This window comes from Streptomyces sp. NPDC088733, assembly GCF_044751185.1.
Taxonomy (GTDB): domain Bacteria; phylum Actinomycetota; class Actinomycetes; order Streptomycetales; family Streptomycetaceae; genus Actinacidiphila.
In genome coordinates, this window is sequence record NZ_JBIVLH010000001.1 from 416372 (window position 1) to 438649 (window position 22278).

27 protein-coding genes and 1 pseudogene are annotated in these 22278 nt (G+C 72.9%); 12 read left to right on the forward strand and 16 right to left on the reverse strand.

The features are described 5' to 3' along the window. Positions 1–101: 101 nt before the first annotated feature. Complete coding sequence (locus ACIP64_RS01865; RefSeq protein WP_401580639.1) at positions 102–998, forward strand: alpha/beta fold hydrolase; 897 nt, start codon at positions 102–104, stop codon at positions 996–998. Here ACIP64_RS01865 and ACIP64_RS01870 read toward each other — a convergent pair. Further along, the gene (locus ACIP64_RS01870) at positions 995–1903 is read right to left on the reverse strand and encodes an NYN domain-containing protein (RefSeq protein WP_319665574.1); all 909 of its coding nucleotides are present in this window, start codon (positions 1901–1903) and stop codon (positions 995–997) included. The genes ACIP64_RS01865 and ACIP64_RS01870 overlap by 4 nt on opposite strands. Positions 1904–2135: 232 nt before the next feature. On the opposite strand from ACIP64_RS01870, the gene ACIP64_RS01875 reads away from it, so the two are divergent. Then, entirely contained in the window at positions 2136–2291 is a 156-nt protein-coding gene (locus ACIP64_RS01875; protein ID WP_360907450.1) for a hypothetical protein, read from the forward strand. Between the two features lie 79 nt (positions 2292–2370). Here ACIP64_RS01875 and ACIP64_RS01880 read toward each other — a convergent pair whose 3' ends face one another. The 4 genes from ACIP64_RS01880 to ACIP64_RS01895 form a co-directional block, all read right to left on the reverse strand. Further along, the gene (locus ACIP64_RS01880) at positions 2371–2985 is read right to left on the reverse strand and encodes a MarC family protein (RefSeq protein ID WP_401580642.1); all 615 of its coding nucleotides are present in this window, start codon (positions 2983–2985) and stop codon (positions 2371–2373) included. 4 nt (positions 2986–2989) lie between these two features. Then, a complete protein-coding gene (locus tag ACIP64_RS01885) occupies positions 2990–3868 on the reverse strand; it encodes a PHP domain-containing protein (RefSeq protein WP_401580644.1) in 879 nt (292 codons plus the stop codon). Between the two features lie 91 nt (positions 3869–3959). Beyond that, positions 3960–4598, reverse strand: coding sequence for a DUF6758 family protein (locus ACIP64_RS01890; RefSeq protein ID WP_360907346.1), 639 nt, complete (start codon positions 4596–4598; stop codon positions 3960–3962). A gap of 108 nt (positions 4599–4706) precedes the next feature. Beyond that, entirely contained in the window at positions 4707–5363 is a 657-nt protein-coding gene (locus ACIP64_RS01895) for a suppressor of fused domain protein (protein ID WP_401580646.1), read from the reverse strand. Positions 5364–5801: 438 nt separating this feature from the next. Between ACIP64_RS01895 and ACIP64_RS01900 the strand changes: the two genes are divergently transcribed. Then, the gene (locus ACIP64_RS01900) at positions 5802–6914 is read left to right on the forward strand and encodes a magnesium and cobalt transport protein CorA (RefSeq protein WP_401580647.1); all 1113 of its coding nucleotides are present in this window, start codon (positions 5802–5804) and stop codon (positions 6912–6914) included. A gap of 13 nt (positions 6915–6927) precedes the next feature. Here the strand turns inward: ACIP64_RS01900 and ACIP64_RS01905 are convergent, their stop codons facing one another. Beyond that, positions 6928–7872, reverse strand: a complete 945-nt coding sequence (locus ACIP64_RS01905; protein ID WP_401580649.1) for a DMT family transporter — start codon at positions 7870–7872, stop codon at positions 6928–6930. A gap of 127 nt (positions 7873–7999) precedes the next feature. Between ACIP64_RS01905 and ACIP64_RS01910 the strand changes: the two genes are divergently transcribed. Then, on the forward strand, positions 8000–8521 hold the full coding sequence (locus ACIP64_RS01910) for a hypothetical protein (protein ID WP_401580651.1): 522 nt from the start codon (positions 8000–8002) through the stop codon (positions 8519–8521). A 55-nt stretch (positions 8522–8576) separates the two neighbouring features. Continuing rightward, a pseudogene (locus ACIP64_RS01915) lies at positions 8577–8675 on the forward strand (IS481 family transposase); the annotation flags it as partial. A gap of 58 nt (positions 8676–8733) precedes the next feature. Here ACIP64_RS01915 and ACIP64_RS01920 read toward each other — a convergent pair. After that, a complete protein-coding gene (locus ACIP64_RS01920; RefSeq protein WP_401580653.1) occupies positions 8734–9435 on the reverse strand; it encodes a hypothetical protein in 702 nt (233 codons plus the stop codon). A 165-nt stretch (positions 9436–9600) separates the two neighbouring features. On the opposite strand from ACIP64_RS01920, the gene ACIP64_RS01925 reads away from it, so the two are divergent. The 3 genes from ACIP64_RS01925 (at position 9601) to ACIP64_RS01935 (ending at position 12606) form a co-directional block, all read left to right on the forward strand. Beyond that, positions 9601–10890: a magnesium transporter MgtE N-terminal domain-containing protein gene (locus ACIP64_RS01925; protein WP_401580655.1), complete on the forward strand. Its 1290-nt coding sequence runs from the start codon at positions 9601–9603 to the stop codon at positions 10888–10890. Then, positions 10883–11377 (forward strand): DUF1003 domain-containing protein, encoded by a 495-nt coding sequence (locus ACIP64_RS01930; RefSeq protein WP_401580657.1) that lies wholly within the window; start codon positions 10883–10885, stop codon positions 11375–11377. Before ACIP64_RS01925 ends, ACIP64_RS01930 begins: the two co-directional genes overlap by 8 nt. 71 nt (positions 11378–11448) lie before the next feature. After that, positions 11449–12606, forward strand: a complete 1158-nt coding sequence (locus tag ACIP64_RS01935; RefSeq protein WP_401580659.1) for an Mrp/NBP35 family ATP-binding protein — start codon at positions 11449–11451, stop codon at positions 12604–12606. Positions 12607–12671: 65 nt separating this feature from the next. On the opposite strand, the gene ACIP64_RS01940 is transcribed toward ACIP64_RS01935, so the two are convergent. From ACIP64_RS01940 to ACIP64_RS01950, 3 genes are all read right to left on the reverse strand, one after another. Continuing rightward, positions 12672–13283, reverse strand: a complete 612-nt coding sequence (locus ACIP64_RS01940; protein WP_360907362.1) for a hypothetical protein — start codon at positions 13281–13283, stop codon at positions 12672–12674. Positions 13284–13362: 79 nt separating this feature from the next. Beyond that, positions 13363–13800 carry a sec-independent translocase gene (locus ACIP64_RS01945; RefSeq protein ID WP_401580660.1) on the reverse strand — a complete coding sequence of 146 codons (438 nt, stop codon included), beginning with the start codon at positions 13798–13800 and terminating at the stop codon, positions 13363–13365. 130 nt (positions 13801–13930) lie between these two features. Further along, the gene (locus tag ACIP64_RS01950) at positions 13931–15361 is read right to left on the reverse strand and encodes a S1C family serine protease (RefSeq protein ID WP_401581136.1); all 1431 of its coding nucleotides are present in this window, start codon (positions 15359–15361) and stop codon (positions 13931–13933) included. On the opposite strand from ACIP64_RS01950, the gene ACIP64_RS01955 reads away from it, so the two are divergent. Continuing rightward, positions 15321–15449 (forward strand): hypothetical protein, encoded by a 129-nt coding sequence (locus ACIP64_RS01955; RefSeq protein WP_401581182.1) that lies wholly within the window; start codon positions 15321–15323, stop codon positions 15447–15449. The genes ACIP64_RS01950 and ACIP64_RS01955 overlap by 41 nt on opposite strands. Positions 15450–15481: 32 nt before the next feature. On the opposite strand, the gene ACIP64_RS01960 is transcribed toward ACIP64_RS01955, so the two are convergent. Both ACIP64_RS01960 and sigE read right to left on the reverse strand, forming a co-directional pair. Beyond that, positions 15482–16342, reverse strand: coding sequence for a zf-HC2 domain-containing protein (locus ACIP64_RS01960; protein ID WP_401580661.1), 861 nt, complete (start codon positions 16340–16342; stop codon positions 15482–15484). Beyond that, a complete protein-coding gene (sigE, locus tag ACIP64_RS01965; RefSeq protein ID WP_360907370.1) occupies positions 16339–17115 on the reverse strand; it encodes an RNA polymerase sigma factor SigE in 777 nt (258 codons plus the stop codon). The genes ACIP64_RS01960 and sigE overlap by 4 nt, the downstream gene beginning before the upstream one ends. Positions 17116–17251: 136 nt before the next feature. Here sigE and ACIP64_RS01970 point away from each other — a divergent pair, with 136 nt between their 5' ends. Then, positions 17252–17917, forward strand: a complete 666-nt coding sequence (locus tag ACIP64_RS01970) for an O-methyltransferase (RefSeq protein WP_401581138.1) — start codon at positions 17252–17254, stop codon at positions 17915–17917. Between the two features lie 136 nt (positions 17918–18053). Here the strand turns inward: ACIP64_RS01970 and ACIP64_RS01975 are convergent, their stop codons facing one another. Then, the gene (locus ACIP64_RS01975) at positions 18054–18221 is read right to left on the reverse strand and encodes a DUF3117 domain-containing protein (protein ID WP_018561471.1); all 168 of its coding nucleotides are present in this window, start codon (positions 18219–18221) and stop codon (positions 18054–18056) included. Positions 18222–18483: 262 nt separating this feature from the next. On the opposite strand from ACIP64_RS01975, the gene ACIP64_RS01980 reads away from it, so the two are divergent. Next, positions 18484–19278 (forward strand): enoyl-CoA hydratase/isomerase family protein, encoded by a 795-nt coding sequence (locus tag ACIP64_RS01980; protein ID WP_401580663.1) that lies wholly within the window; start codon positions 18484–18486, stop codon positions 19276–19278. A 30-nt stretch (positions 19279–19308) separates the two neighbouring features. On the opposite strand, the gene ACIP64_RS01985 is transcribed toward ACIP64_RS01980, so the two are convergent. Further along, positions 19309–19902 carry a DNA-3-methyladenine glycosylase I gene (locus tag ACIP64_RS01985; protein ID WP_401580665.1) on the reverse strand — a complete coding sequence of 198 codons (594 nt, stop codon included), beginning with the start codon at positions 19900–19902 and terminating at the stop codon, positions 19309–19311. Beyond that, complete coding sequence (locus ACIP64_RS01990) at positions 19899–20282, reverse strand: DivIVA domain-containing protein (RefSeq protein WP_401580666.1); 384 nt, start codon at positions 20280–20282, stop codon at positions 19899–19901. The genes ACIP64_RS01985 and ACIP64_RS01990 overlap by 4 nt, the downstream gene beginning before the upstream one ends. A gap of 122 nt (positions 20283–20404) precedes the next feature. On the opposite strand from ACIP64_RS01990, the gene folP reads away from it, so the two are divergent. Then, positions 20405–21265, forward strand: a complete 861-nt coding sequence (folP, locus tag ACIP64_RS01995; RefSeq protein WP_401580667.1) for a dihydropteroate synthase — start codon at positions 20405–20407, stop codon at positions 21263–21265. 198 nt (positions 21266–21463) lie between these two features. On the opposite strand, the gene ACIP64_RS02000 is transcribed toward folP, so the two are convergent. Beyond that, positions 21464–22258 carry a TIGR00730 family Rossman fold protein gene (locus ACIP64_RS02000; RefSeq protein ID WP_360907380.1) on the reverse strand — a complete coding sequence of 265 codons (795 nt, stop codon included), beginning with the start codon at positions 22256–22258 and terminating at the stop codon, positions 21464–21466. Between the last annotated feature and the right edge of the window lie 20 nt (positions 22259–22278).

Genomic DNA, 22278 nt, shown 5'->3' on the forward strand with positions numbered 1-22278 from the left:
CGGCCGGACACCCTCAGCGGTGTCCGGCCGTTCGCCGTCGCGCGCGACAGCCGTGGGGGGCGCGTAGCACGACGGAAACCCGCCGCGGATAGCCTCGCCGCATGAGCCGACCGCCGTTTGTGACCCTGCCCGAGAACGTCACCGCACACCCGCTGTCCACCGAACGCGGTCGCTTCGCCGTCCTGGAGGCGGTCCCGCCGGCGGGGACCGCGCGGCGCGGCACGGCACTGCTGGTGCCCGGCTTCACCGGCAGCAAGGAGGACTTCCTCGCGCTGCTGACACCGCTGGCCGCGGCGGGCTTCCGCGCGGTCGCCGTGGACGGCCGGGGCCAGAACGAGTCGGTGGGCCCGCGGGACGAGTCGGCGTACGCGCAAGGGGAGCTGGCGGCCGACGTCCTCGCGCAGACCGCCGCGCTGGGCCCGGACGCGGGCCCGGTCCATCTGCTGGGGCACTCGATGGGCGGCCTCGTCGTGCGCGCCGCGGCGATCACGGCCGGGGCGGCGCCGGGCAGCGGTGTGCCGTGGGCGTCCCTGACGCTGATGAGCTCCGGGCCCGCCGCGATCGAGGCGGCCCAGCAGGCGCGGACGAAGCTGCTGCTGGAGGCGCTGTCCTCGATGGACATGGAGAGCGTGTGGCGGGCGATGCGCGAGCTGGACGCCCAGGATCTCGAGGGAACGGCGGGCGCGACCGGCGAGGTCGAGGAGTTCCTGCACCAGCGCTGGCTGCGCACCGTGCCCGAGCAGCTGATGGCGACGGGCGGGCAGCTGATCGCGGAGCCGGACCGGGTCGCGGAGCTGGCCGCGGTGCCGCTGCGCATGCTGGTGCTGTCCGGCGCGGTCGACCACGCGTGGCCGGTGCCGTGGATGGACGACATGGCGGAGCGGCTGGGTGCCCGCCGCGTGGTCGTCGAGGGCGCGGAGCACTCGCCCAACACCGAGCGCACCGCGGAGACGGCGGCGGCGCTCGTCGCGTTCTGGAACGGGAACGACGAGGCCTAGAGCCGGGCCTGCAGGTGCTCCCAGAAGCCGTCGCGCAGGACGCGGCGCAGGTCGGCGTGGCCGCGCAGCGAGATGTTGAGCATGCCCTCCGCCTCGACGAGCAGTTCCTGGTCGTAGGCGGGCGGCAGGTAGGGGTGGCCCGGCAGCAGCTCGGCCAGGGAGTCGCGGCCGCGGGTCGCCAGCCACTGGGAGGCGACGCGGGCACCGACGAAGTGCACGTCCTCGCGGGTGGGGATGGGGCCGGTGGGGATGGGCGCGTCGCCGTAGATGGGCGCGGTGCGCCGGGTGATGTACGGCTTGCAGAAGTCCAGGTCGAGCGTGCGCAGGCTGTCGACCTCCCACAGCAGGGGGTCGGCCTGGTTGCGTCCGTCGGCGGCCTCGATGCCCCACAGGTGGACGCGGGCGCCGTAGCCCTGGGCGGCCTCGACGGCCGAGACCAGGTCCTCGTCGCCGCCGATCAGCACGGCGTCGGAGATGGCCCGGTGCCGGGCCAGTGACTCCAGGTCGCTGCGGATCAGCGAGTCGACGCCCTTCTGCTGCCGGCTGGCGTTGAGGTTGCCGAGCCGCACCTTGACGTCGGGCAGCTCGGCGATGCGTTCCTGCTCGGCGCTGTGGATGCGGCGGCGGGCCCCGTCGTACCAGTAGACCCGCAGCAGCCGGCTGTCCGGGAAGAGCTTGCGGGCGCGGTCGATGAAGGCCTCGATGATCCCCTCGGCGTCGAGTTCGAAAGCCCTGCGGTCCTCGGTGCCCGCGACGAGCCGGCCGGCGGCGGCGTACACGTACCCGGCGTCCACGAACACGGCGTGGGTCGCCGGGGTCGTGGCGACCTCGGCGAGGACCCGCTGCAGGAGCTCGTTGGTGCGCTCGATGCCGGCGGCGATGGCGGAAAGGGCTTCGTCTTCCATAGAACTCACATTGTCCGGCGCCCCCGTCCGCACTCACAACCGGGACCTCGGCCGGGGGGGCCGCTGCGGGCTGTTGTTACCTGCGGGTAGAAGGCGGCTCGAAAATTTTCCTTAGGACAGGGAAGGTTTTCGGCGCGGCAACAGTTGTCGATACATGAATGACCCACGCAGGTAACGGCTGCGACGCAGCCCCGTACTCCAATGGAGGAGTGCCCGGACGAAGGGAGAAGCCATGAAGACCATGCGCTTCGAGATCATGCGCCTCAACGACCAGGACGGCCGCGCCGTCGACTGCATGGTCGTGGACGCCGCCTCCGTCGATCAGATCGTCCAGCAGGCCGCCGCGATCGGCCAGCGCATCTACATCCGCCCGGTCGAGACGGCCTGACGGACACACAGCGGAAAGGGCCCCGTACGCCGCGGCTGCGGGGCCCTCGTCGTGCCCGCGTGCGGCGGGCGACGGACCGTCAGCCCTCGCCGCGGATGAAGCCGAAGACGCCGTTGGCGATCTGCTGCACGGCGATCGCCGAGAGCAGCATCCCGGACAGCCGGGTGACCAGGACCACACCGCCGTCCTTGATCAGACGGATGATCACCAATGAGTAACGCATCGTCAGCCAGAGCACCACGTGCATGGCGGCGATCGCGCACCACACCGACACCTGTTCCCCGAAGCCGTGTGCGCGCTGCACCGCGAGGATCACCGTCACGATCGCGCCCGGCCCGGCCAGCAGCGGCATGCCGAGCGGCACCAGCGCGACGTTGACGTCCTTGGTCTGCGTCGGCTCGTCCGCCTTGCCGGTGAGCAGGTCGAGCGCGATGAGCAGCAGGAGCAGTCCGCCGGCGATCATCAGGGCGGGCACCGAGACATGCAGGTAGTCCAGGATCTGCTGGCCGCAGATCCCGAAGACGGTGACGACGCCGAGCGCGACCGAGGCGGCCTGCCAGGCCATGCGGCGCTGGACCTTGGCCGCGCGGCCGGAGGTGAGGGCGAGGAAGATCGGCGTGATGCCGGGCGGGTCCATGATCACGAAGAGCGTGACGAAGACGGACCCGAACAGGGTCAGGGAGAAGAGATCCATGGGCCTAGCGGTGTACGGGAGGGGTGAGCGGGGCCGCGCCGGTCGCCCTGCGGACGATCTCGCGGTAGACATCGGGGTCGGTGGTGTACTCGCCGAGCCGGCAGGTCTTGCGCGTGCCGTGGTAGTCGCTGGAGCCCGTGGCGAGCAGCCCCAGTTCGGCGGCGAGGTGGCGCAGCCGGGCGCGGGTGGACTCGTCGTGGTCCATGTGGTCGACCTCGATGCCGTCCAGTCCGGCCGCGGCCAGCTCCTGGATCATGCTCTCCGGAACGACCGCCCCGCGTTTGACGGCGGCGGGGTGCGCGAAGACGACGACTCCGCCGGCGTTCTTGACCAGGCGGATCGCCGCAAAGGGGTCCAGCTCGTGCTTCTCGACGTAGGCGCGGCCACCGGGGCCGATCCACTCGGGGGTGAACGCCTCGGCGATGCTGTCCACCAGGCCCGCGTCGATGAGTGCCTGCGCGATGTGCGGGCGGCCCACGGCGCCGTCGCCCGCGATGCGGGCGACCTGGTCCCACGTCACCGGCACGCCGTATTCGCGGAGTTTGGCCACCATGGCCTGCGCACGGGGCGTCCGGTCGTCGCGCACGAGTTCGCGCTCCCGGTGCAGCTCCGGCTCCAGCGGGTCGAAGAGGTAGGCGAGCATGTGCATGCTCACGCCGTCGTGCCGGCAGGAGAGCTCGGCGCCGGTGACCAGGGTCAGGCCGCTCTCACCGCGGGCGTGCAGCTCGTCGAGCGCCTTCCCGGCCTCGGCGTGCCCGCCCACCGTGTCGTGGTCGGTGAGGGCCACCACGTCCAGCCCCGCGGCGGCCGCGGCCCGGACCAGCCCGGCCGGGGTGTCGGTGCCGTCGGACGCCGTGGAGTGGGTGTGCAGGTCGATGCGCACGAACGTCACTCCAGGGCTCTCGGTGCTCGGGGCCGGCCACGGACGGCGGCCCTCCGATTACCAGGATAACTGCCCGGCGAGCCTGTGAATCTCAGGAGAGCAGGCGGGGGGAGAGCGCCCCGCACGGAACGAGGTCGATCTCGGCGCCCGCCTCGCGGAGATCGGTCAGTATCAGCTCGTCGTAGATGAGCAGTCCGGACTCCTCCGGCCAGACGATCGCCCACAGCCACAGGCCGAACGATTCGCCCGCGAAGACGGCCCGGTCCAGCGGGACGCCCGACACGTGCCACAGGGGGGTCGGCCGCCCCGCGGCGACCACCTTGGCGGCCGGCGGCTTGCCGACGCACATCTGCGGCCCCGGATCGGGCCCGGCGATGCCCGCGAACCGCGCGCCGAGGCCCACGCCCAGTTCCTCCGCGACCAGCACCATCTCCCCCGGGCCGCCGAGCGGCCCCGGGCCGGAGCAGGCGACCGCCGTCGCCCGGCCGCCGCTGCGGTCGTCGCCCGCCGAGGAGACACCGCTGAACAGCCAGCCGACCGGCAGCGGCCAGGGCATCCACACCGGGACGCGGGCACGGCTGACGACAACGCCGAGCGCCTCGACACTCGGCGGTACGACGGGCTGCATCGGGTACACGGCGCCGTGCTCGTCGCACTGCCAGGAGTCGGCGAAGAGGCCGGGCGCGCGGACCCGTCCACCGCACTTCGGGCAACTGGGTTCGCCCCTCATACCGCCCCACGGTCCTACCACGGCGTGCCCGCGTCAAGGACGATCACCCGTCCGGGTCGGAGCGGACGACGCGGGCCCCCGGTGCAACGCCCCGGCACGGTGCGGCCGTCAGCCGGAGAGCGGCACCGACGCGCGCAGCGGGTCGCGCAGGTCGGTGCCCGCCTCCAGCCACCGCTCCTGCAGCGGACCCGCACCCCGCACGCGCTTCCAGGCGGCCTCGTTGGCCGTCATGGGCAGCAGCGGGAAGAAGCGGACCGGGTCCATCGGCGGATCGAGGTCGAGGTCCTCGACGAGGCCGCCGGGCTCGGCGACCAGGACGGCGGAGAACGCGGCGCCGGGCCACAGGGGTTCGCCGACGTCCAGCGAGTTGCCGGGGGCCACGACCACCCCCTCGACCTGGGGCGAGGCGGCCAGCACGGCGAGCGGGCGCAGCACCTTGTCGATGTCGGCGCCGCTTCCGGAGCGCAGGGTGAGCACGAGTTCGGCCCGCGGGCCGCGCACGGGGTCGGCGACGGTGACCGACAGGGGCGCCGCGAAGGTCGACGGGGCCGTGCCGGCGGAGGGGCCGGCGGGGTCGTTCATGGGGGCGCGGGACATGCCGAGCGTCGCGTAGCGCACCAGTTCCCCGTGATGGGAGTCGCGGACGTCCCGGAAACGCAGCACCTCGATGCGCTCGGTCCCGAGGAAGGTGACCGCCGCACGCGCGTCCGGTTCCCCGAAGGACATGCGCAGACGCGCCTCGACGAGCCCCAGTACATCGACCATGAGCCGAGCATAGAGCGCGTATGAAATGGGCAAAGGAGCGCTGTGGGGCTTTGGGTGCCTGGTAGGGTGGGCCGTCGGCCACGCCGGTAGAGGCGTGCTCGACTTCCCCCAGCGGGGACAGGCCGGAGGAGGTGGGGCTGCGATGGATCCTAGTCGACCGTGCAGTACCGGCAGCTCTTCCGCCCGGCAACTCTCCTGATCCCCAGCGTTCCGTACCCGGCCACCAGGCCGTGAAACCAAGAAATTCACGGAACCTCAGGGGATTTTCGGAACCCCCCGCGAGCGCTCGCGTGCCCCGCCGCCGCCCCGCTCGCACTCCTGGTCTGCCCGGGCCGCCTGCCGCCTCCGGAAGAGCTCGCTGAACTGCGCAGTGATCAACGGTGATCACCCCTGCCCTGATCCGCATTTCAGTCCGGCCAGTCCGTGAAGGAGCTTGCCATGTCGATGATCCGCGACCTCCGCGCAGTCGTCCGTCCCGCCCTGCGCAAGAGCAGCACTTCGTACGACTACGGCCCGGACCGCTCCCGCACCGCAGGCGTGCCCAGCGCCGTCGTGGACTGCGCCGTCTACCGCGACGGCCGCCGCAGCAGCGACCACATCACCCCGCGCGAGGCGCTGGAGAAGGTGAGCGGCGGCGACGAGGGCTTTGTGTGGATCGGCCTGCACGAGCCGTCCGAGCGCGAGTTCTCCGAGATCGCGGACGTCTTCGGGCTGCACCCGCTGGCCGTGGAGGACGCCGTCCACGCCCACCAGCGGCCCAAGCTGGAGCGGTACGACGACACGCTCTTCATGGTCTTCAAGACCATCCGCTACGTCGAGCACGCCGAACTCACCGCCACCAGCGAGGTGGTGGAGAGCGGCGAGGTCATGGTCTTCACCGGCCGGCAGTTCGTCATCACCGTCCGGCACGGCGGGCACGGCTCGCTGCGCGCGCTGCGCCACCGTCTCGAGGACGACCCCGAACTGCTGGCCAAGGGCCCCTCCGCGGTGCTGCACGCCATCGCCGACCAGGTCGTCGACGACTACCTGGCGGTCTCCGAGGCCGTCCAGGACGACATCGACGAGGTGGAGATCGACGTCTTCTCCGCGCAGGGCAAGTCCCCGCGCGCCACGGACGCCGGACGGATCTACCAACTCAAGCGCGAGGTACTGGAGTTCAAGCGCGCGGTCTCCCCGCTGCTGCGGCCGATGCAGATGCTCAGCGAGCGTCCGATGCGCGTGGTGGACCCGGAGATCCAGAAGTACTTCCGGGACGTCGCCGACCACGTCGCCCGTGTCCACGAAATGGTCGTCGGCTTCGACGACCTGCTCAACTCCATCCTCCAGGCCAACCTCGCCCAGGCGGCGGTCGCGCAGAACGAGGACATGCGCAAGATCACCTCCTGGGCGGCCATCATCGCCGTCCCGACCATGATCTGCGGTGTGTACGGCATGAACTTCGAGCACATGCCGGAACTGCACTGGCGCTACGGCTACCCGATGGTGCTGGTCGCCATCGGCGGCATCTGCCTCGCGATCCACCGCATCCTGCGCCGCAACGGCTGGCTGTAGGGCCGGAGCCGGGTCAGCCCTTCCTGCGGTCGGCGAGGACGACCAGGGCCAGCCCGGCCAGGATCACCACCAGCGCCGGGTAGGCGCCCACGGGCGGGGTCTGGCCCAGCCAGAGGGCCGCGACCAGCGCGGCACCCGGCGTCTCCAGCAGGATCGCCGTGGAGGTCGTCGAGGCGCCGAGGCCGCGCACCACGCGGTTGAGGATGGTGTGCCCGAGCAGCTGCGCGGCGACGGTCAGCGCGGCGAGCTTCAGCCAGGTCGTGCCCGAGTAGCCGGCGAGCGCGGAGCCGGAGACCAGGCAGGCCACGAGCAGCGCCACCGCGGTGGTGGTGTAGCAGACGAGGCTGTACGCGGTGGTGCTGACGGTCCGTCGGACCTCCGCGCCCAGCAGGACGTAGCCGGCGGCCGCGATGCCGCCGGCCAGCGCCAGCCCGTCCCCGGCCAGGGCGCGCGGCGACAGCGACAGGTCGACGCCGGTGAGGATCACCACACCGAGGACGGCGAGGCCGGTGCCCGCCCACACCAGTGCGGGCTGCCGCTGACCGCGCAGCCGCAGCAGCAGCGTGGTCCACACCGGCGTCGTGGTGACCATGGCCGTCGATGACGCCACTGAGGTCATCGACAGGCTGGGCAGCCAGAGCCCGAAGTGCAGGGCCAGCACCACGCCCGCGGCGAGCGACAGCCACAGGGCCCGCCGGCCCATGCCGCGCAGCTCCGCGCGGTGCCGCAGCAGCGCGAACGGGCTGAGCACACCCACCGCCATGGCGTTGCGCCAGAACGCGATGGCGAGCGCGGGCGCGGCCGTCGCGGCGATGAGCGGGGCCGACAGCGACACCCCGGCGATGGCCACCGCCAGCAGCGCGAAGTCCAGCGGCGCCTTGGCGTGCGGGACGGCGTCCGGGGCCTCGGCAGCCTTCGTCAGAGCGGGGCTGCTGCTGGTGGGCGGCGCGGCGGACACGCGGGTTCTCCTCGGGGCGGCGGGACGACGACCCCCATAGCGTAAGGCCCGTACCCCACCCGCGCTCCTGTCGTCTCACGATGCGTGCGACCGACGGCCCCGGGAGGTCAGGCCATAGTCTTGGCGCATGACGGAAACCGTGGAGCAGCCCCTGCTGGACCAGGCACTCATCGAGGAGGCCGCGAAGAAGTCGGGGCTGCTGTGGGCCGACGGTCAGGCGCTGTGGCACGCGTGGGTGGACGGCGCGGTCGTGGTGGTCGGCGGCGGCCCCGGCGAGCAGCCGCTGCCCGGGCTCTCCCCCGGCGGCACGGCGCTGGTCACCCTCCGCAGCAAGGACAAGGGCGGCCGGCTGGTCGCCTTCCCGGCCCGGGTCACGGAACTGCCGCCGCACGAGGAGGCGTGGACCGCCGCCGTCGCGGAACTCAAGGGCAAGCGGCTCAACGCGCCGGACGCCGAGACGATGACCGAGCGCTGGGCGCGCGAATGCCGCGTCCTGCGCCTGGAGCCGGCGGGGGCGCCCACCGAGCGGCCCGGCCGGATGCCGGAGCACAGCGGCGCCGCGACTCCGGTGCCCACCACCGCCACCACCCGCCGCCCGGTCCCGGCCGGTCTGCCCAAGCTGCTGTTCCGGAGGCGCGGCCGCGGGTGAGGAAAGCCGCGGGGTCGCATCGTCCGCGCAGCCCGGGCACGACCCGGCCGGCCTCGGAACGACCGGCAAGCGCACCCGCGCGTACCGGCCGCAGTCCAACGGCGGTGCCGAACGCTTCCACCGCACCCTGCCCCAGGAACGGGCCTGCACCCGGCCCCACCGATGCCGCACCGCACGGCACCCGGAGGCAAGCCGGCCATCAACCATGGGGGCTAGGACGTCACGGACCGGCCGTAGTCGACGACCTCGTCCCTGTCGGGGGCGCGCAGCGCGAAGTCCTTGCCCCAGTCGGCCATGGTCAGCGTGCCCGCGCCGCCGGCCCGCTCGAAGCGCAGCGGGTAGGGCGTGCCCTCCAGGGAGACGTCGATCGTGCCGCCGCTGCCGCCGTCCGCGGTGACCGCGATCGTGCGGGCGGAGCCGACCTTGCGGTGGTCGCCGACCGCGAGGTCGCCGTGCAGCACGAAGAAGTCGTCCAGCAGCACCTTCTTGTCGGTGAAGCCGCTGAACTGGCCGTAGGCGGGATCACCGGTGGGCACCTTGACGTACTTGTCCTTGAGCTTGGCGCCGACCTCGTCGCCGTAGAAGCCCGCGCCCGCCTTCAGGTACAGGTCCTTGCCGACCCTCAGCAGCTCGAAGGTGCTGCCCCGGGTGCTGACCTCGCCGAAGCCGCCTCCCGCGCGCAGCCGCATGTCCAGGGTGTAGGTGCGGCCCTTGCTGACGACCGTGCCGGACAGCCGGACGGTGTCGGCGGCCTCCGCCGCGGCGCGGGCGCGCTGCTCGATGGTGGTGGGCGGCAGCTTGCCGACGCCGTTGGTCCCCGCGTCCGGATCACCCGCGCATCCCGTCAGGAGGGGGAGCGCGAGCAGTGCGCACACGAGTGCGGGGAGCGCGGCTGAACGGCGGCCGGGGATCACGGGGTTCTCTTCCTCCTGCGGTCGTCGCCACCGGACCGAGCGGCGGGGCGGAGCCGAAGCTACCGAAGCGTACCCCCGGCCGGGTGACCGCCTGTGAACACGATGCGAAGCCCCCGTGGAGCATCCCCGCGCGCCCGGCGCGACCTGCGGCGTTAGCCTGACCGCATGGCAGCCGGAACCTCCCGGGTCTTTCTCTCGCACCTGTCGGGAGTGCGGGTCTTCGACCCCAACGGGGACCAGGTCGGCCGGGTCCGGGACGTGATCGTGATGCTGCGGGTCGGCGGCCGCCCGCCGCGCGTGCCCGGCCTGGTGGTCGAGGTGGCGAGCCGGCGCCGGATCTTCCTGCCGATCACGCGGGTGACGGGCGTGGAGTCCGGCCAGGTCATCACGACCGGTGTGGTCAACATGCAGCGCTTCGAGCAGCGCCCCACCGAGACCCTGGTCATCGGCGAGCTGCTGGACCGGCGGGTCACCCTGGTCGAGACAGGCGAGGAGGTGACCGTGCTGGACGTGTCGATGGTGCGGCTGCCCGCCCGCCGCGACTGGGAGATCGACAAGGTCTTCGTCCGCCGCGGCAAGGGGCGCGTCGGGCTTCCGTGGCGGGGCGCCGGCGGACGGCGGGCGGGCGAGACCCTGACCGTGGAATGGTCGGCGGTCACCGGCTTCTCGCTGGACGAGCACGCGCAGGGCGCGGAGGCGCTGCTCGCCACCTTCGACCAGTTGCGCCCGGCGGACCTCGCCGGCGTGCTGCACCATCTGTCGCCCAAGCGCCGTGCCGAGGTGGCGGCCGCGCTCGACGACGACCGGCTGGCCGACGTCCTGGAGGAGCTGCCCGACGACGACCAGGTGGAGATCCTCGGCAAGCTGAAGGAGGAGCGGGCGGCCGACGTCCTGGAGGCGATGGACCCCGACGACGCCGCCGACCTGCTCACCGAGCTGCCCGAGCGGGTGCAGGAGCGGCTGCTCGATCTGATGGAGCCCCACGAGGCCGCCGACATGCGGCGGTTGATGTCGTACGAGGAGCGCACGGCGGGCGGCCTGATGACGACCGAGCCGATCGTGCTGCGCCCGGACGCCACCGTCGCCGACGCGCTCGCGCGGGTCCGCAACCCCGATCTGTCCGCCGCGCTCGCCGCCCAGGTGTACGTGTGCCGGCCGCCGGACGAGACCCCCACCGGCAAGTACCTGGGCACCGTGCACTTCCAGCGGCTGCTGCGCGACCCGCCGTTCACGCTGGTCAGCTCGCTGCTCGACAGCGACCTGGAGCCGCTGCGCCCCGACACCCCGCTGCCGGCCGTCACCAGCTTCCTGGCGACCTACAACATGGTGGCCGTGCCGGTCGTGGACGAGGGCGGCTCGCTGCTCGGCGCGGTGACCGTCGACGACGTCCTGGACCACCTGCTGCCGGAGGACTGGCGGGAGACCGAACTGCACGGGGCGGCGGGCGATGAGTGACGAGCGCCCCCGCGTCCGGCTGGACCAGCCGCTCGCCCGCCGGATCAGCCTGCTGCCCGCCTACGACCCCGAGGCCTTCGGACGGCTGTCGGAGAAGATCGCCCGCTTCCTGGGGACGGGCCGCTTCATTGTCTGGATGACCGTGGTCATCGTGGCGTGGGTGGCGTGGAACGCGCTCGCGCCGCCCGGCATGCGGTGGGACCCGTACCCGTTCATCTTCCTCACCCTCATGCTGTCCCTCCAGGCCTCCTACGCCGCCCCGCTCATCCTCCTGGCCCAGAACCGGCAGGACGACCGGGACCGGGTCAATCTGGAGCAGGACCGCAAGGCCAACGAGCGGAGCATCGCCGACACCGAGTACCTCACCCGCGAGATCGCCGCGCTGCGCCTGGGACTCGGCGAGGTCGCCACCCGCGACTGGATCCGCTCGGAGCTCCAGGAACTGCTGAAGGAGATGCACGAGCCCAGGCGCGCCGACGCGGACTGAGGGCCCGCGGGCCCGTGTGAACCCGACCACCGCGGGTCATGGGCCGTTCACGCGCGACGTACCATCGAGCCATGGCTGACGACACTCCCGCAGGCGCTGTCTCGCTCGACGCGGTGCGCGCCGCCCTCGCGACGGTGAACGATCCCGAGATCCACAAGCCGATCACCGACCTGGGCATGGTCAAGTCCGTCGACATCGCCGACGGCGGAGCGGTGCGGGTCGGCGTGTACCTGACGGTGTCGGGCTGCCCGATGCGGGACACCATCACCAGCCTGGTGACGGCGGCGGTCGCGAAGGTCGCGGGCGTCACCGGGGTCAGCGTCGAACTGGACGTCATGAGCGACGAGCAGCGCCGCGAGCTGGCCTCCTCGCTGCGCGGCGGGCAGGCCGAGCGCGAGATCCCCTTCGCCCAGCCGGGCTCGCTGACCCGTGTGTACGCGGTGGCCTCCGGCAAGGGCGGCGTCGGCAAGTCCTCGGTGACGGTGAACCTCGCCGCCTCGATGGCCGCCGACGGCCTCAAGGTCGGTGTGGTCGACGCCGACATCTACGGCCACAGCGTGCCCCGCATGCTGGGCGCCGACGGCCGCCCCACGCAGGTCGAGAACATGATCATGCCGCCCTCGGCGCACGGCGTGAAGGTCATCTCCATCGGCATGTTCACCCCGGGCAACGCCCCCGTGGTGTGGCGCGGCCCGATGCTGCACCGCGCGCTCCAGCAGTTCCTCGCCGATGTGTACTGGGGCGACCTGGACGTGCTGCTGCTCGACCTGCCGCCCGGCACCGGCGACATCGCCATCTCCGTCGCCCAGTTGGTCCCGAACGCCGAGATCCTCGTCGTGACGACGCCCCAGCAGGCGGCGGCCGAGGTCGCCGAGCGCGCCGGCACCATCGCCGTGCAGACCCACCAGAAGATCGTCGGCGTCATCGAGAACATGTCCGGGCTGCCCTGCCCGCACTGCGGCGAGATGGTCGACGTCTTCGGCAGCGGCGGCGGCGAGCGCGTGGCGGAGGGCCTGACCCGCACGACCGGCGCCAACGTGCCGGTGCTGGGCCAGATCCCGATCGACGTCCGGCTGCGCGAGGGCGGCGACGACGGCCGCCCGGTCGTGCTCACCGACCCGGAGTCCCCCGCGGGCTCCGCGCTCCGCGACATCGCCGGCAAGCTCGGCGGGCGGCAGCGCGGCCTGGCCGGGATGTCCCTGGGCATCACGCCGCGCAACAAGTTCTGAGCGGCACCTGCCGCCGTGTCAGGGGCGTCCTCCGCGCGAGGGCGCCCCTGCCGTGCGTCCGGGGGTCAGCGCCGGTAGGCGTGGATGTCCTTGACCCGTGACAGCCCGAGACCGTAGGCGCTCATGCCGCGCCCGAACGCGCCGAGATGCACCCCGCGCGCCGAACCGGCCATCACCCAGCCGTACTCGGACTCGCGGTAGTGGAAGGGCGTCGGCTCGCCGTCCACCGGCAGGGTCAGCGCCGACCAGCCGGCGCCGTCGAGGTTGTCGGCGAGATCCCAGGCGATGGCCGTCTGCTGGTCCAGCCAGTCCTCGCGCAGATGACGGTCCATCTGGGTGGGCCAGGTGCACGACAGCAGGCCGGAGCCGGCCAGCCACGCCGCGGAGGACACCGAGGTCTCCTCCAGGACGCCCGTGCCGTCCGCGCTGCGCCGTACCGGGCGCTCCGCGACCGTCACGACCACCACGAAACGGCGCTCGTCCGGGGTGGGTTCGACCTTGACGGAGGGCTCGTCGCCGTGGCCCGTCGAGCCGTGCTCCACGGTGCCGTCCGCGCTCCTGCCGACGGGTGCGAGCCAGCGGTGCCCGGTGAAGGCCTCGTCCAGCCCGTACCAGGCGAAGTCGGCCCTGAGATAGCCGTCGATCGTACGATCCGCTGGATCAGCTGTGGTCTCCATACGCGCGGCGCCTCCTCCATAAGGGCAAACAAAGGGAGAATAGCCACTCGCGCGACCTGAACGGGGCAGGGGCCCCGGTTCAGGTGGCGTCGGAGTCGAACGGCGGAGCCTCGCCCGGCTCCAGCCCGTCCCGCTTCTTCAGCCGGTCCGGCGTGCCGGAGGACCCGGAGGAACCGGCGGACGAACCGCTGTCCCGCCCGTGGACCGCGTCGGCGACCGCGGACATCTCCTCCTTGAAGTCGAATCCGTTGCGGATCTCCTTCAGGCCGAGTTCGTCGTTGTCCAGCAGCTGCTTGCGGACGAAGTTGCGCGGGTTGAGGTCCTCGAACTCGAAGTCCTTGAACTCCGGGCCCAGCTCCTTGCGGATGTCGGCCTTGGCGCTGTCGGAGAACTCACGCACCTTGCGGATGAACTGCGTGACGTCCCTGATGACCTTGGGCAGCTTGTCGGGCCCGAACACGAGCACGGCAAGGATCACGAGCGCGACGACCTCCAGCACGCCTATGTCTGAAAACACCGTGCAGCTCCTCGTGGTCCTCGGCCGGCGGACGAAATCCCGCGGATCTCACCGTACCTGCCCGAACCAGGAAGACGGGAGTGGGCCGGGGTCAACAGTAGACCGCGCCGGGGTAAACCCGGGCCCGGGGTCAGCCGGTGGCCGAGCCCAGGACCAGCTGGACGCTGCGCTCCTTGCCGCCCCGCTTCAGGGTGAGGGCCAGCTTGTCGCCGGGACGGTGGCTGCGGATGCGCACGATCAGTTCCTCGCCGCTGTGCACCCGTTTGCCGTCGATGGCGGTGATCACATCGCCGGGCTCGATGCCGGCCTTGGCGCCGGGACCGTTCGGGGTGATGGAGTCCCCGTCGCCCTCGCCCTCGGGGCTCACCTGGGCGCCGTCGCCGTCGTACTGCAGATTGATGCTGACACCGATCACCGGATGGGTGGCCTTGCCGTTGTTGATCAGCTGCTCGGCGACCCGCTTCGCCTGGTTGACGGGGATCGCGAAGCCCAGGCCGATGCTGCCGCCCTGGCTGCCGTTGCCGAAGGGGTCGGAACTGCTGTCGGCCGAGCGGATGGCACTGTTGATGCCGATGACCAGGCCCCGGGAGTCCACCAGCGGGCCGCCGGAGTTGCCCGGGTTGATCGGGGCGTCGGTCTGGATGGCGTCGACGTAGCTGACGTCGCTGCCCTCGGTCTCGCCGCCCGCGGTGATCGGGCGCTGGGTGGCGCTGATGATGCCGGAGGTCACGGTGCCCTCCAGGCCGTACGGGGCGCCGATGGCGACCACCGGGTCGCCCACCTGGGCGGCGTCGGAGTCGCCGAGGGTGACCGGGCGCAGGCCCTTGACGCCGGCGACCTTGATGACCGCCAGGTCGTAGCCGGTGTCGCGGCCGACGATCTTCGCGGTCCGGATCTGGCCGCCGTTGAAGGTCACCGAGATGGTGCCGCTCTTCGCGACGGTCTCCACGACGTGGTTGTTGGTGAGGATGTGGCCCTCGTCGTCCAGCACGAAGCCGGTGCCGGTGCCCTCCCCGCTGTCGCTCTTGACGTGGATGTAGACCACGCCCGGCAGGACCTTGGCGGCGATGCCCGCGACGCTGTCCGGGGCACGTTTCCCGGCCTCCCCGGGTGCGGAGGCCTGGGGCAGGGTCACCCGCTCCGATCCGCCGTCCCGCGCCGCATAGGCGCCCAGGACGCCGCCGAGGCCGCCCGCGGCCAGCGTGAGGGCGATCAGGACGGCCGCCAGCGGGCCGCGGCGGCGCGAGGTCCGGGGGGCGGCGGGCAGCGGCCCAGGGGCCGCCCAGGGGTCGTAGCGGTGCCACTGGCCTACCGGGAGCGGCGGCGGGACCGGTCCCGCGGCCGGGGCCGCGGTGTGCGGCGGCATGGGCGGCACAGGAGGCACGGCGGGCGGCGGGGTGTCCGCCGGACGGGTGACGGGAGGGGCGGGCGCCCAGGGTCCGGGCTCACCGTAGGGCGGGGTGTCGTACGGGTCGGAGCCGTGCCGCGGCACGGCGTCCTCCGGGGCCTGCGGGGAGGGCGTGGCAGGCGCGGCATGCGCCTCCGGCGGAGCCGGTGTCACCGGCTCCGGGCGGCTCCACCACTTCGGCCCGGCGGCCTTCCCCTGGTCCACAGTGCTCCCCTACGACGACCTGTCCTCCCTGGATTGAACCAGGAGTCGGCGCCGCCCGCAGCCGCCCGCTCAGCGGCTGACGGGGAAGGTGCCCAGGAGGGGGGTGACCGTGCCGGCGGGAACAGGCGCGACCGACACGTCCGGCGAGGCGGGCGTCCCGGTGGCGGACGCGGACGGCGGGGGTGCCGCCAGGGAACGCGCGACGGCAGCCGGGTCGACCCGGCCCATGGACGACGGCGAGGTCAGCGCGAAGGGCCGTGCGCCGTTGGTGGGGTGCAGGAGGTCGTCGGTGGGCCTGGCCCACACGTCGGCGGCCGGCCGGGCGGACTGCTGCGAGCTCAGCGGGGTCACCGCGGCGCCCGTCTCGTCCATGCCGGGATCCGGGGCGCCGTCCAGCGGGAGCGCGCCGCCGAGGGCGATGGCCGCCATGGAGAACGCGCCGGCCGCAGCAGCGAAGGCGAACCGCCGCCGGCCGCGGGCCGCGGAGCCCGTCGGGCCCGGCGCACCGGGGGTGGCGGGGCGCGCCGTCTCGTGGATCCGGAAGCCCCGGGACGCGGACGCCGACAGCGGCAGCGCGAACTCCTCGCGGGCCTGGCCGAACAGGTCGCCGTTCAGCCGCTCGCCGCCGAGGCTGGCGGCCTGCATCAAGCCGCCGTCGAAGGGTCCGCCCGTGCCGTCGCCGTCGCCCGCGGGCAGTTCCTGGAGGCGGGCCAGCAGGCCCGCCGAGAGGGCGGGCGGCGCGGAGGCGGCGATCGCGTCCTTCATACGGCGCTGCTCGTCCGCGGCGTCCTTGCACTCGGTGCAGGTCGCCAGGTGCGCCAGCACGCGGTCACGGGCGTCGTCCTGGAGCTCGCCGTCGACGAAGGCGGCGAGATGGTCCCCGAGGTGCTGCTCGGCGCAGTGCAGATGCCGGCTGCGGGTATTGCTCACGTGCCCCCGCCCTCCAGGGCCGCCCGGCCCGTGGTCAGGACGGGTGCCCGGCCCGGACGGGCGGCGGGCGCCCGGTGCTCCAGCGCCTTGCGCAGGTGGGAGCGGCCGCGGTGGATGCGGCTGCGCACGGTGCCGAGCTTGACGCCGAGCGTGGCCGCGATCTCCTCGTACGACAGGCCCTCGATGTCGCAGAGCACGACCGCGGCGCGGAACTCCGGCGCCAGGGTGTCCAGCGCCTGCTGGATGTCGGCGTCGAAGTGCGTGTCCGCGAAGTGCTGCGCGGGGGACGGCTCGCGGCTGGGCAGGCGCTCGGCCGCGTCGTCGCCCAGGGCGTCGAAGCGGATGCGCTGGCGGCGCCGGACCATGTCCAGGAAGAGGTTGGTGGTGATGCGGTGCAGCCAGCCCTCGAAGGTGCCGGGCGTGTACGTCGACAGCGAACGGAAGACCCGGACGAAGACCTCCTGCGTGAGGTCCTCGGCGTCGTGCTGGTTGCCCGTCAGGCGGTAGGCGAGACGGTAGACCCGGGCGCTGTGGGTACTGACGATCTCCTCCCATGAGGGAGGGGTCCACGTCTGAGCACCCCCGTCGGTGGCGAAGGTCGCGTTGGCGGCCACTGTCGAGGACTCGTCGGATCGCGGACGGTCGTCAGCTGTATCGGTCACGGATTTCGGCTCGCCGGCCGACCTGCGAAAGCGCGAAAGCACTCCCCGGTGACCCGCCGCAGCCGCACCTCCCCTGTCGGCTCTGGTGGTGTCCAGTAGAGCCCCTACCATATCCACCTCGCCCGTTAGCTCCGGATAAGTGCCGAGCTCATCGCCGCGGCCCTCGTTCCCCACCATCTGTCGAACCTCCCAACGACTGGTCCCATCTCCGGGTTCCCGACCGCAACGGATACAGTCGCCGGGCGGGCTGCAACCGTCACGCGGACAGGAGAGGGCAATTACCGGGAATCGGCAGGCGAGCTGGGCGTTCGCGGACGCCTTCGTCGCCGAGGACGACGCGCTGATACGGGCCCGCGCGCGAGCCCGCGAGGCAGGAGTGCGCCCGGTCTCCCCGGGCACCGGCGCGACGCTGCGCCTGCTCGCCGCGGCCACCGACGCCAAGGCGGTCGTGGAGATCGGCACCGGCACCGGTGTCTCCGGCATCCACCTGCTGCACGGCATGCGCGCCGACGGGGTGCTGACCACTGTCGACACCGAGCCGGACCGCCAGCAACTGGCCCGCGGCGCCTACCGCGAGGCCGGCTTCGCCACCAACCGCGCCCGCTGCATCTCCGGCCGGGCGCTGGACGTGCTCCCCCGCCTCGCCGACGGCGGCTACGACCTCGTCTTCTGCGACGGGGACCGGCTGGAGTACCCGGACTACCTCGCCGAATCGCTGCGGCTGCTCAGGCCCGGCGGCCTGGTCTGCTTCGAGGGCGCCTTCGCCCAGGGCCGCGCGATGGACGCCGCCCACCAGGAGGCCGAGGTGATCCGGCTGCGCGAGCTGATGCGGACGGTCCGCGACAACCCCGCGCTCGCCCCCGTCCTGCTGCCGACCGACGACGGCCTGCTCTGCGCGGTACGGCGCGGCTGACAATTCCGGCATCCGCCCCCGCCGGTCCGCGTCCGCATTCCCGGGCGCCGTGAAGCGTCCGGCCGTTCCGAAAAGAAAAGCAAGCGGCCCCCGGCGCATGCGTGCTGCCGGGGGCCCAAGGCTTGGATTGGCCGGTTCAGGCGATGGCCTTCTTCAATGCCTCGCCGAGTGCATCCGCCTCGTCCGGGGTCAGCTCGACGACAAGCCGTCCGCCGCCCTCGAGCGGAACGCGCATGATGATGCTCCGCCCCTCCTTGGTCACCTCGAGCGGGCCATCACCCGTCCGCGGCTTCATGGCCGCCATGCTCGTTCCCCTTCCTGAAACCAGCTCTTCGCACACGGTGGCCCAGGCGCCACCGGACTCGAACACATTGGTTCTCGGCCATTATCCCGCATCGGGTGACCCGATGACCAACATCGGTTCCCATCCGTTCGAGAACGCGGTCCCGCAAAACCGTCCATTTCGGTGATCGCCCACTCGCGTGCGTTTGATGGACGTCACATGTTCGTGTGCGGTGATCTCCGGCATGCTGACCCCGAACGCGAGCCGCGACGAAGGGGATCACATGACGGACACCGTGCTGTACGAGGTGAGCGACGGGCTCGCCACCATCACCTTGAACCGCCCCGAAGCGATGAACGCGCTGAACGTCGAGACCAAGGTCGCCCTGCGCGACGCCCTGCAGGCCGCGGGCGCCGACCGGGCCGTGCGGGCGGTGCTGCTGACGGCGACCGGCAAGGCGTTCTGCGTGGGCCAGGACCTCAAGGAGCACATCTCGATCATCGAGGCGGGCGGCGACGGCGGCTCCTCGATGTCCACGGTCCGTGAGCACTACAACCCGATCGTCACGGCCATCACGACGATGCCCAAGCCGGTCGTCGCCGGGATCAACGGCGTCGCGGCGGGCGCGGGGGCGGGCTTCGCCTTCGCCTGCGACTACCGCGTGGCCGCGGACACCGCGGGGTTCAACACCTCCTTCGTCGGCGTCGCGCTGACCGCCGACTCCGGCGCCTCCTGGACGCTGCCCCGGCTCATCGGCCGCAGCCGCGCCGCCGACCTGCTGCTCTTCCCGCGGACGGTGCCCGCGCAGGAGGCGTACCAGCTCGGCATCGTCAACCGGCTCGTCCCGGCGGCCGACCTGCCCGCCGTGGCCGCGGAGGTGGCCCGCGGCCTCGCCGAGGGGCCCACGGTCGCCTACGCCGCGGTCAAGGCGTCCCTGGCGTACGGCGAGGACCACTCGCTGATCGAGAGCCTGGCCAAGGAGGACGAACTGCAGACCCTCGCGGGTGCCTCCGAGGACCACCGGATCGCGGTCGAGGCCTTCCTCAAGAAGGACAAGCCCCACTACCTGGGCCGCTGACGGCCTCCGGCGGCCGGCTGCCGCGGGCCCTCAGCGGCGTGCGAAGCAGCCGGCCAGGTGGTCGTCCACCAGCCCGCAGGCCTGCATCAGCGCGTAGGCGGTGGTGGGGCCGACGAAGCGGAACCCGCGCTTCTTGAGGTCCTTGGCCAGGGCGGTGGACTCCGCCGTGACCGCCGGTACGTCCGCGGAGGTGCGGGGGGCGGGCCGCGCGGCGGGATCGGGGGCGTACGACCACACGAGGGCGTCCAGGCCGCCCTCGTACCCCGCGCGCAGTTCGAGCGTGGCCCGGGCGTTGGAGACGGCCGCGTCGATCTTGGCGCGGTTGCGGATGATGCCGGTGTCGGCCAGCAGCCGCTCGCGGTCCTCGTCGGTGAACACGGCCACGGCGTCGGGCGAGAAGCCCGCGAACGCCTTCCGGAAGCCCTCGCGGCGGCGCAGGATCGTGATCCACGACAGCCCCGACTGGAAGGCCTCCAGGCACACCCGCTCGAACAGCGGGGCCTCGCCGTGCACCGGACGGCCCCACTCGGTGTCGTGGTACTCCCGGTAGTCCGCGAAGGCCGCGGTCTCCAGTCCCCAGGGGCAGCGCGCCTTGCCGTCCGCCCCGACGACCGCACCGCTCATCGCTCGCCCCCGGGCCCGCTGGGCTCGTGGGCGGCGTCCTCCGCGTCCTGGGCGGCGTCCTTGACCAGCGAGGGGCCGCCGAACGCGGTGGCGTGCGCCCCGGCGAGGGCCGCCTCCAGGTCGGCGATGTGCGCGTCGCGCTGGGCGAGTTCCGCGGCCAGCCGGTCCAGCACGTCGTCGACGTCGAGCATGCGGTAGCCGCGCACGGCCACCGGCAGCCGCAGCTGCTCTATGTCGGCGCGCCCCACCGGGCGCTCCTGGGGCAGCCGGTCGTCCAACCGGTCCGGCTCCACGTCGCGAAGCCCCCCGCCGTCGCCGAGCACCGCGAGGGCCACCGCGGCGACCACCGCGACCAGCGCGATGAGCAAGAACCAGAACAAGACCTCTCCCGGAGTCGGCCCGACCTGTACGGCACGATCGTGCCACGCCGCGCCGTGCGCGCGGTGCGCGGTCGGCGACTATCTTCGGTCGGCGGATCACATTTCGAGGAGACGGGCACGACATGCTGAGGCTGGGCACACGGGAATTCGGCGAGCACGAGCCCGTGATCATGGCGATCGTGAACCGGACGCCGGACTCGTTCTACGACCAGGGCGCCACCTTCAGCGACGAGCCCGCCCTGGCGCGCGTGGCGCAGGCCGTGGCCGAGGGCGCCGCGATCATCGACATCGGCGGCGTCAAGGCGGGCCCGGGCGCGGAGGTGTCGGCGCAGGAGGAGATCCGGCGCACGGCCGACTTCGTCGCCGAGGTGCGGCGGCGCCACCCGGACATCGTCATCAGCGTGGACACCTGGCGGCACGAGGTCGGCGAGGCCGCCTGCGCCGCGGGCGCGGACCTGCTGAACGACGCGTGGGGCGGGGTCGACCCCCGGCTCGCCGAGGTCGCGGCCGCGCACGGCGTCGGCCTGGTGTGCACGCACGCGGGCGGCGCGCGGCCCCGCACCCGGCCGCACCGCGTGGGCTACGACGACGTGATGGCCGACATCCTCGAGGTCACCGTGGGGCTCGCGGAACGCGCGGTCGCCCTCGGGGTGCGGCGGGACGCCGTCCTCATCGACCCCGGGCACGACTTCGGCAAGAACACCCGGCACTCCCTGGAGGCGACCCGGCGCCTGCCGGAGATGACGGCGACGGGGTGGCCGGTGCTGGTCTCGCTGTCCAACAAGGACTTCGTCGGCGAGACGCTGGACCGGCCGGTCAAGGAACGGCTGCTGGGCACCCTGGCGACGACGGCGGTGTCGGCGTGGCTGGGCGCGCAGGTGTACCGCGTGCACGAGGTCGCCGAGACCCGGCAGGTGCTCGACATGGTCGCCTCGATCGCGGGCCGCCGCCCGCCGGCGGTCGCCCGGCGCGGACTGGCCTGACGGGGCCGCCCGCGCCGAGCCGTGCCACGGTGGTCGCCGCACACGCAACGGCCCGCGGTGAGGCTGCTGCCGCGGCCGAGCGGCCGCGGCGGCGGCACCGCGGGGAGGGCCTCCCGCACCGCGGACTCCTCCCCCGGTCCCGGAACGCCGGGGCCGGAGGTCGACACCGGCGCGCGGCAGTCGGTGCGGGGCGTCCCGCTAGTCCCCGCTCTCCTTGGTCACCAGGGCGACGGCCTCGTCCACGTCGTCGGTGAGGTGCAGCAGCTCCAGGTCCACCGGGGACGCCTTGCCCTGGTGGACGACGGTCTCCCGGACCCAGTCGACCAGGCCCCGCCAGTACGCGGTGCCGAACAGGACGATGGGGAACTGCGTGACCTTGCGGGTCTGCACGAGGGTGAGGGCCTCGAAGAGCTCGTCGAGCGTGCCGAAGCCGCCGGGCAGCACGATGAAGCCGGAGGCGTACTTCACGAACATCGTCTTGCGGACGAAGAAGTAGCGGAAGTTCACGCCGATGTCGACGTAGGGGTTGAGCCCCTGCTCGAAGGGCAGCTCGATGCCGAGCCCCACCGAGACGCCGCCGGCCTCGCACGCGCCGCGGTTGGCCGCCTCCATGGCGCCCGGCCCGCCGCCGGTGATGACGGCGAAGCCGGCCTCCGCCAGGGCGCGGCCGATGCGGACGCCGGTCTCGTACTCCGGTGCGCCCTCGGGTGTGCGGGCGGAGCCGAAGACGCTGACGGCACGGCCGAGTTCGGCCAGGGCGCCGAAGCCCTCGACGAACTCGGACTGGATGCGCATCACGCGCCAGGGATCGCCGTGCACCCAGTCCGACGGGCCGCGGGTGTCCAGCAGCCGCTGGTCGGTGGTGGACTTCTGCACCTGGCCCCGGCGGCGCACCACCGGGCCGGTGTGGCGCTCGGGCCAGTCACGGCCCGTGGAGCTGCCCTCCGCCGCCGCCGTCTCGGCTGCCGCCGCCTCCTCCGCGTCACGGTCCATGTCGCGCTCCTTTCGCTGCG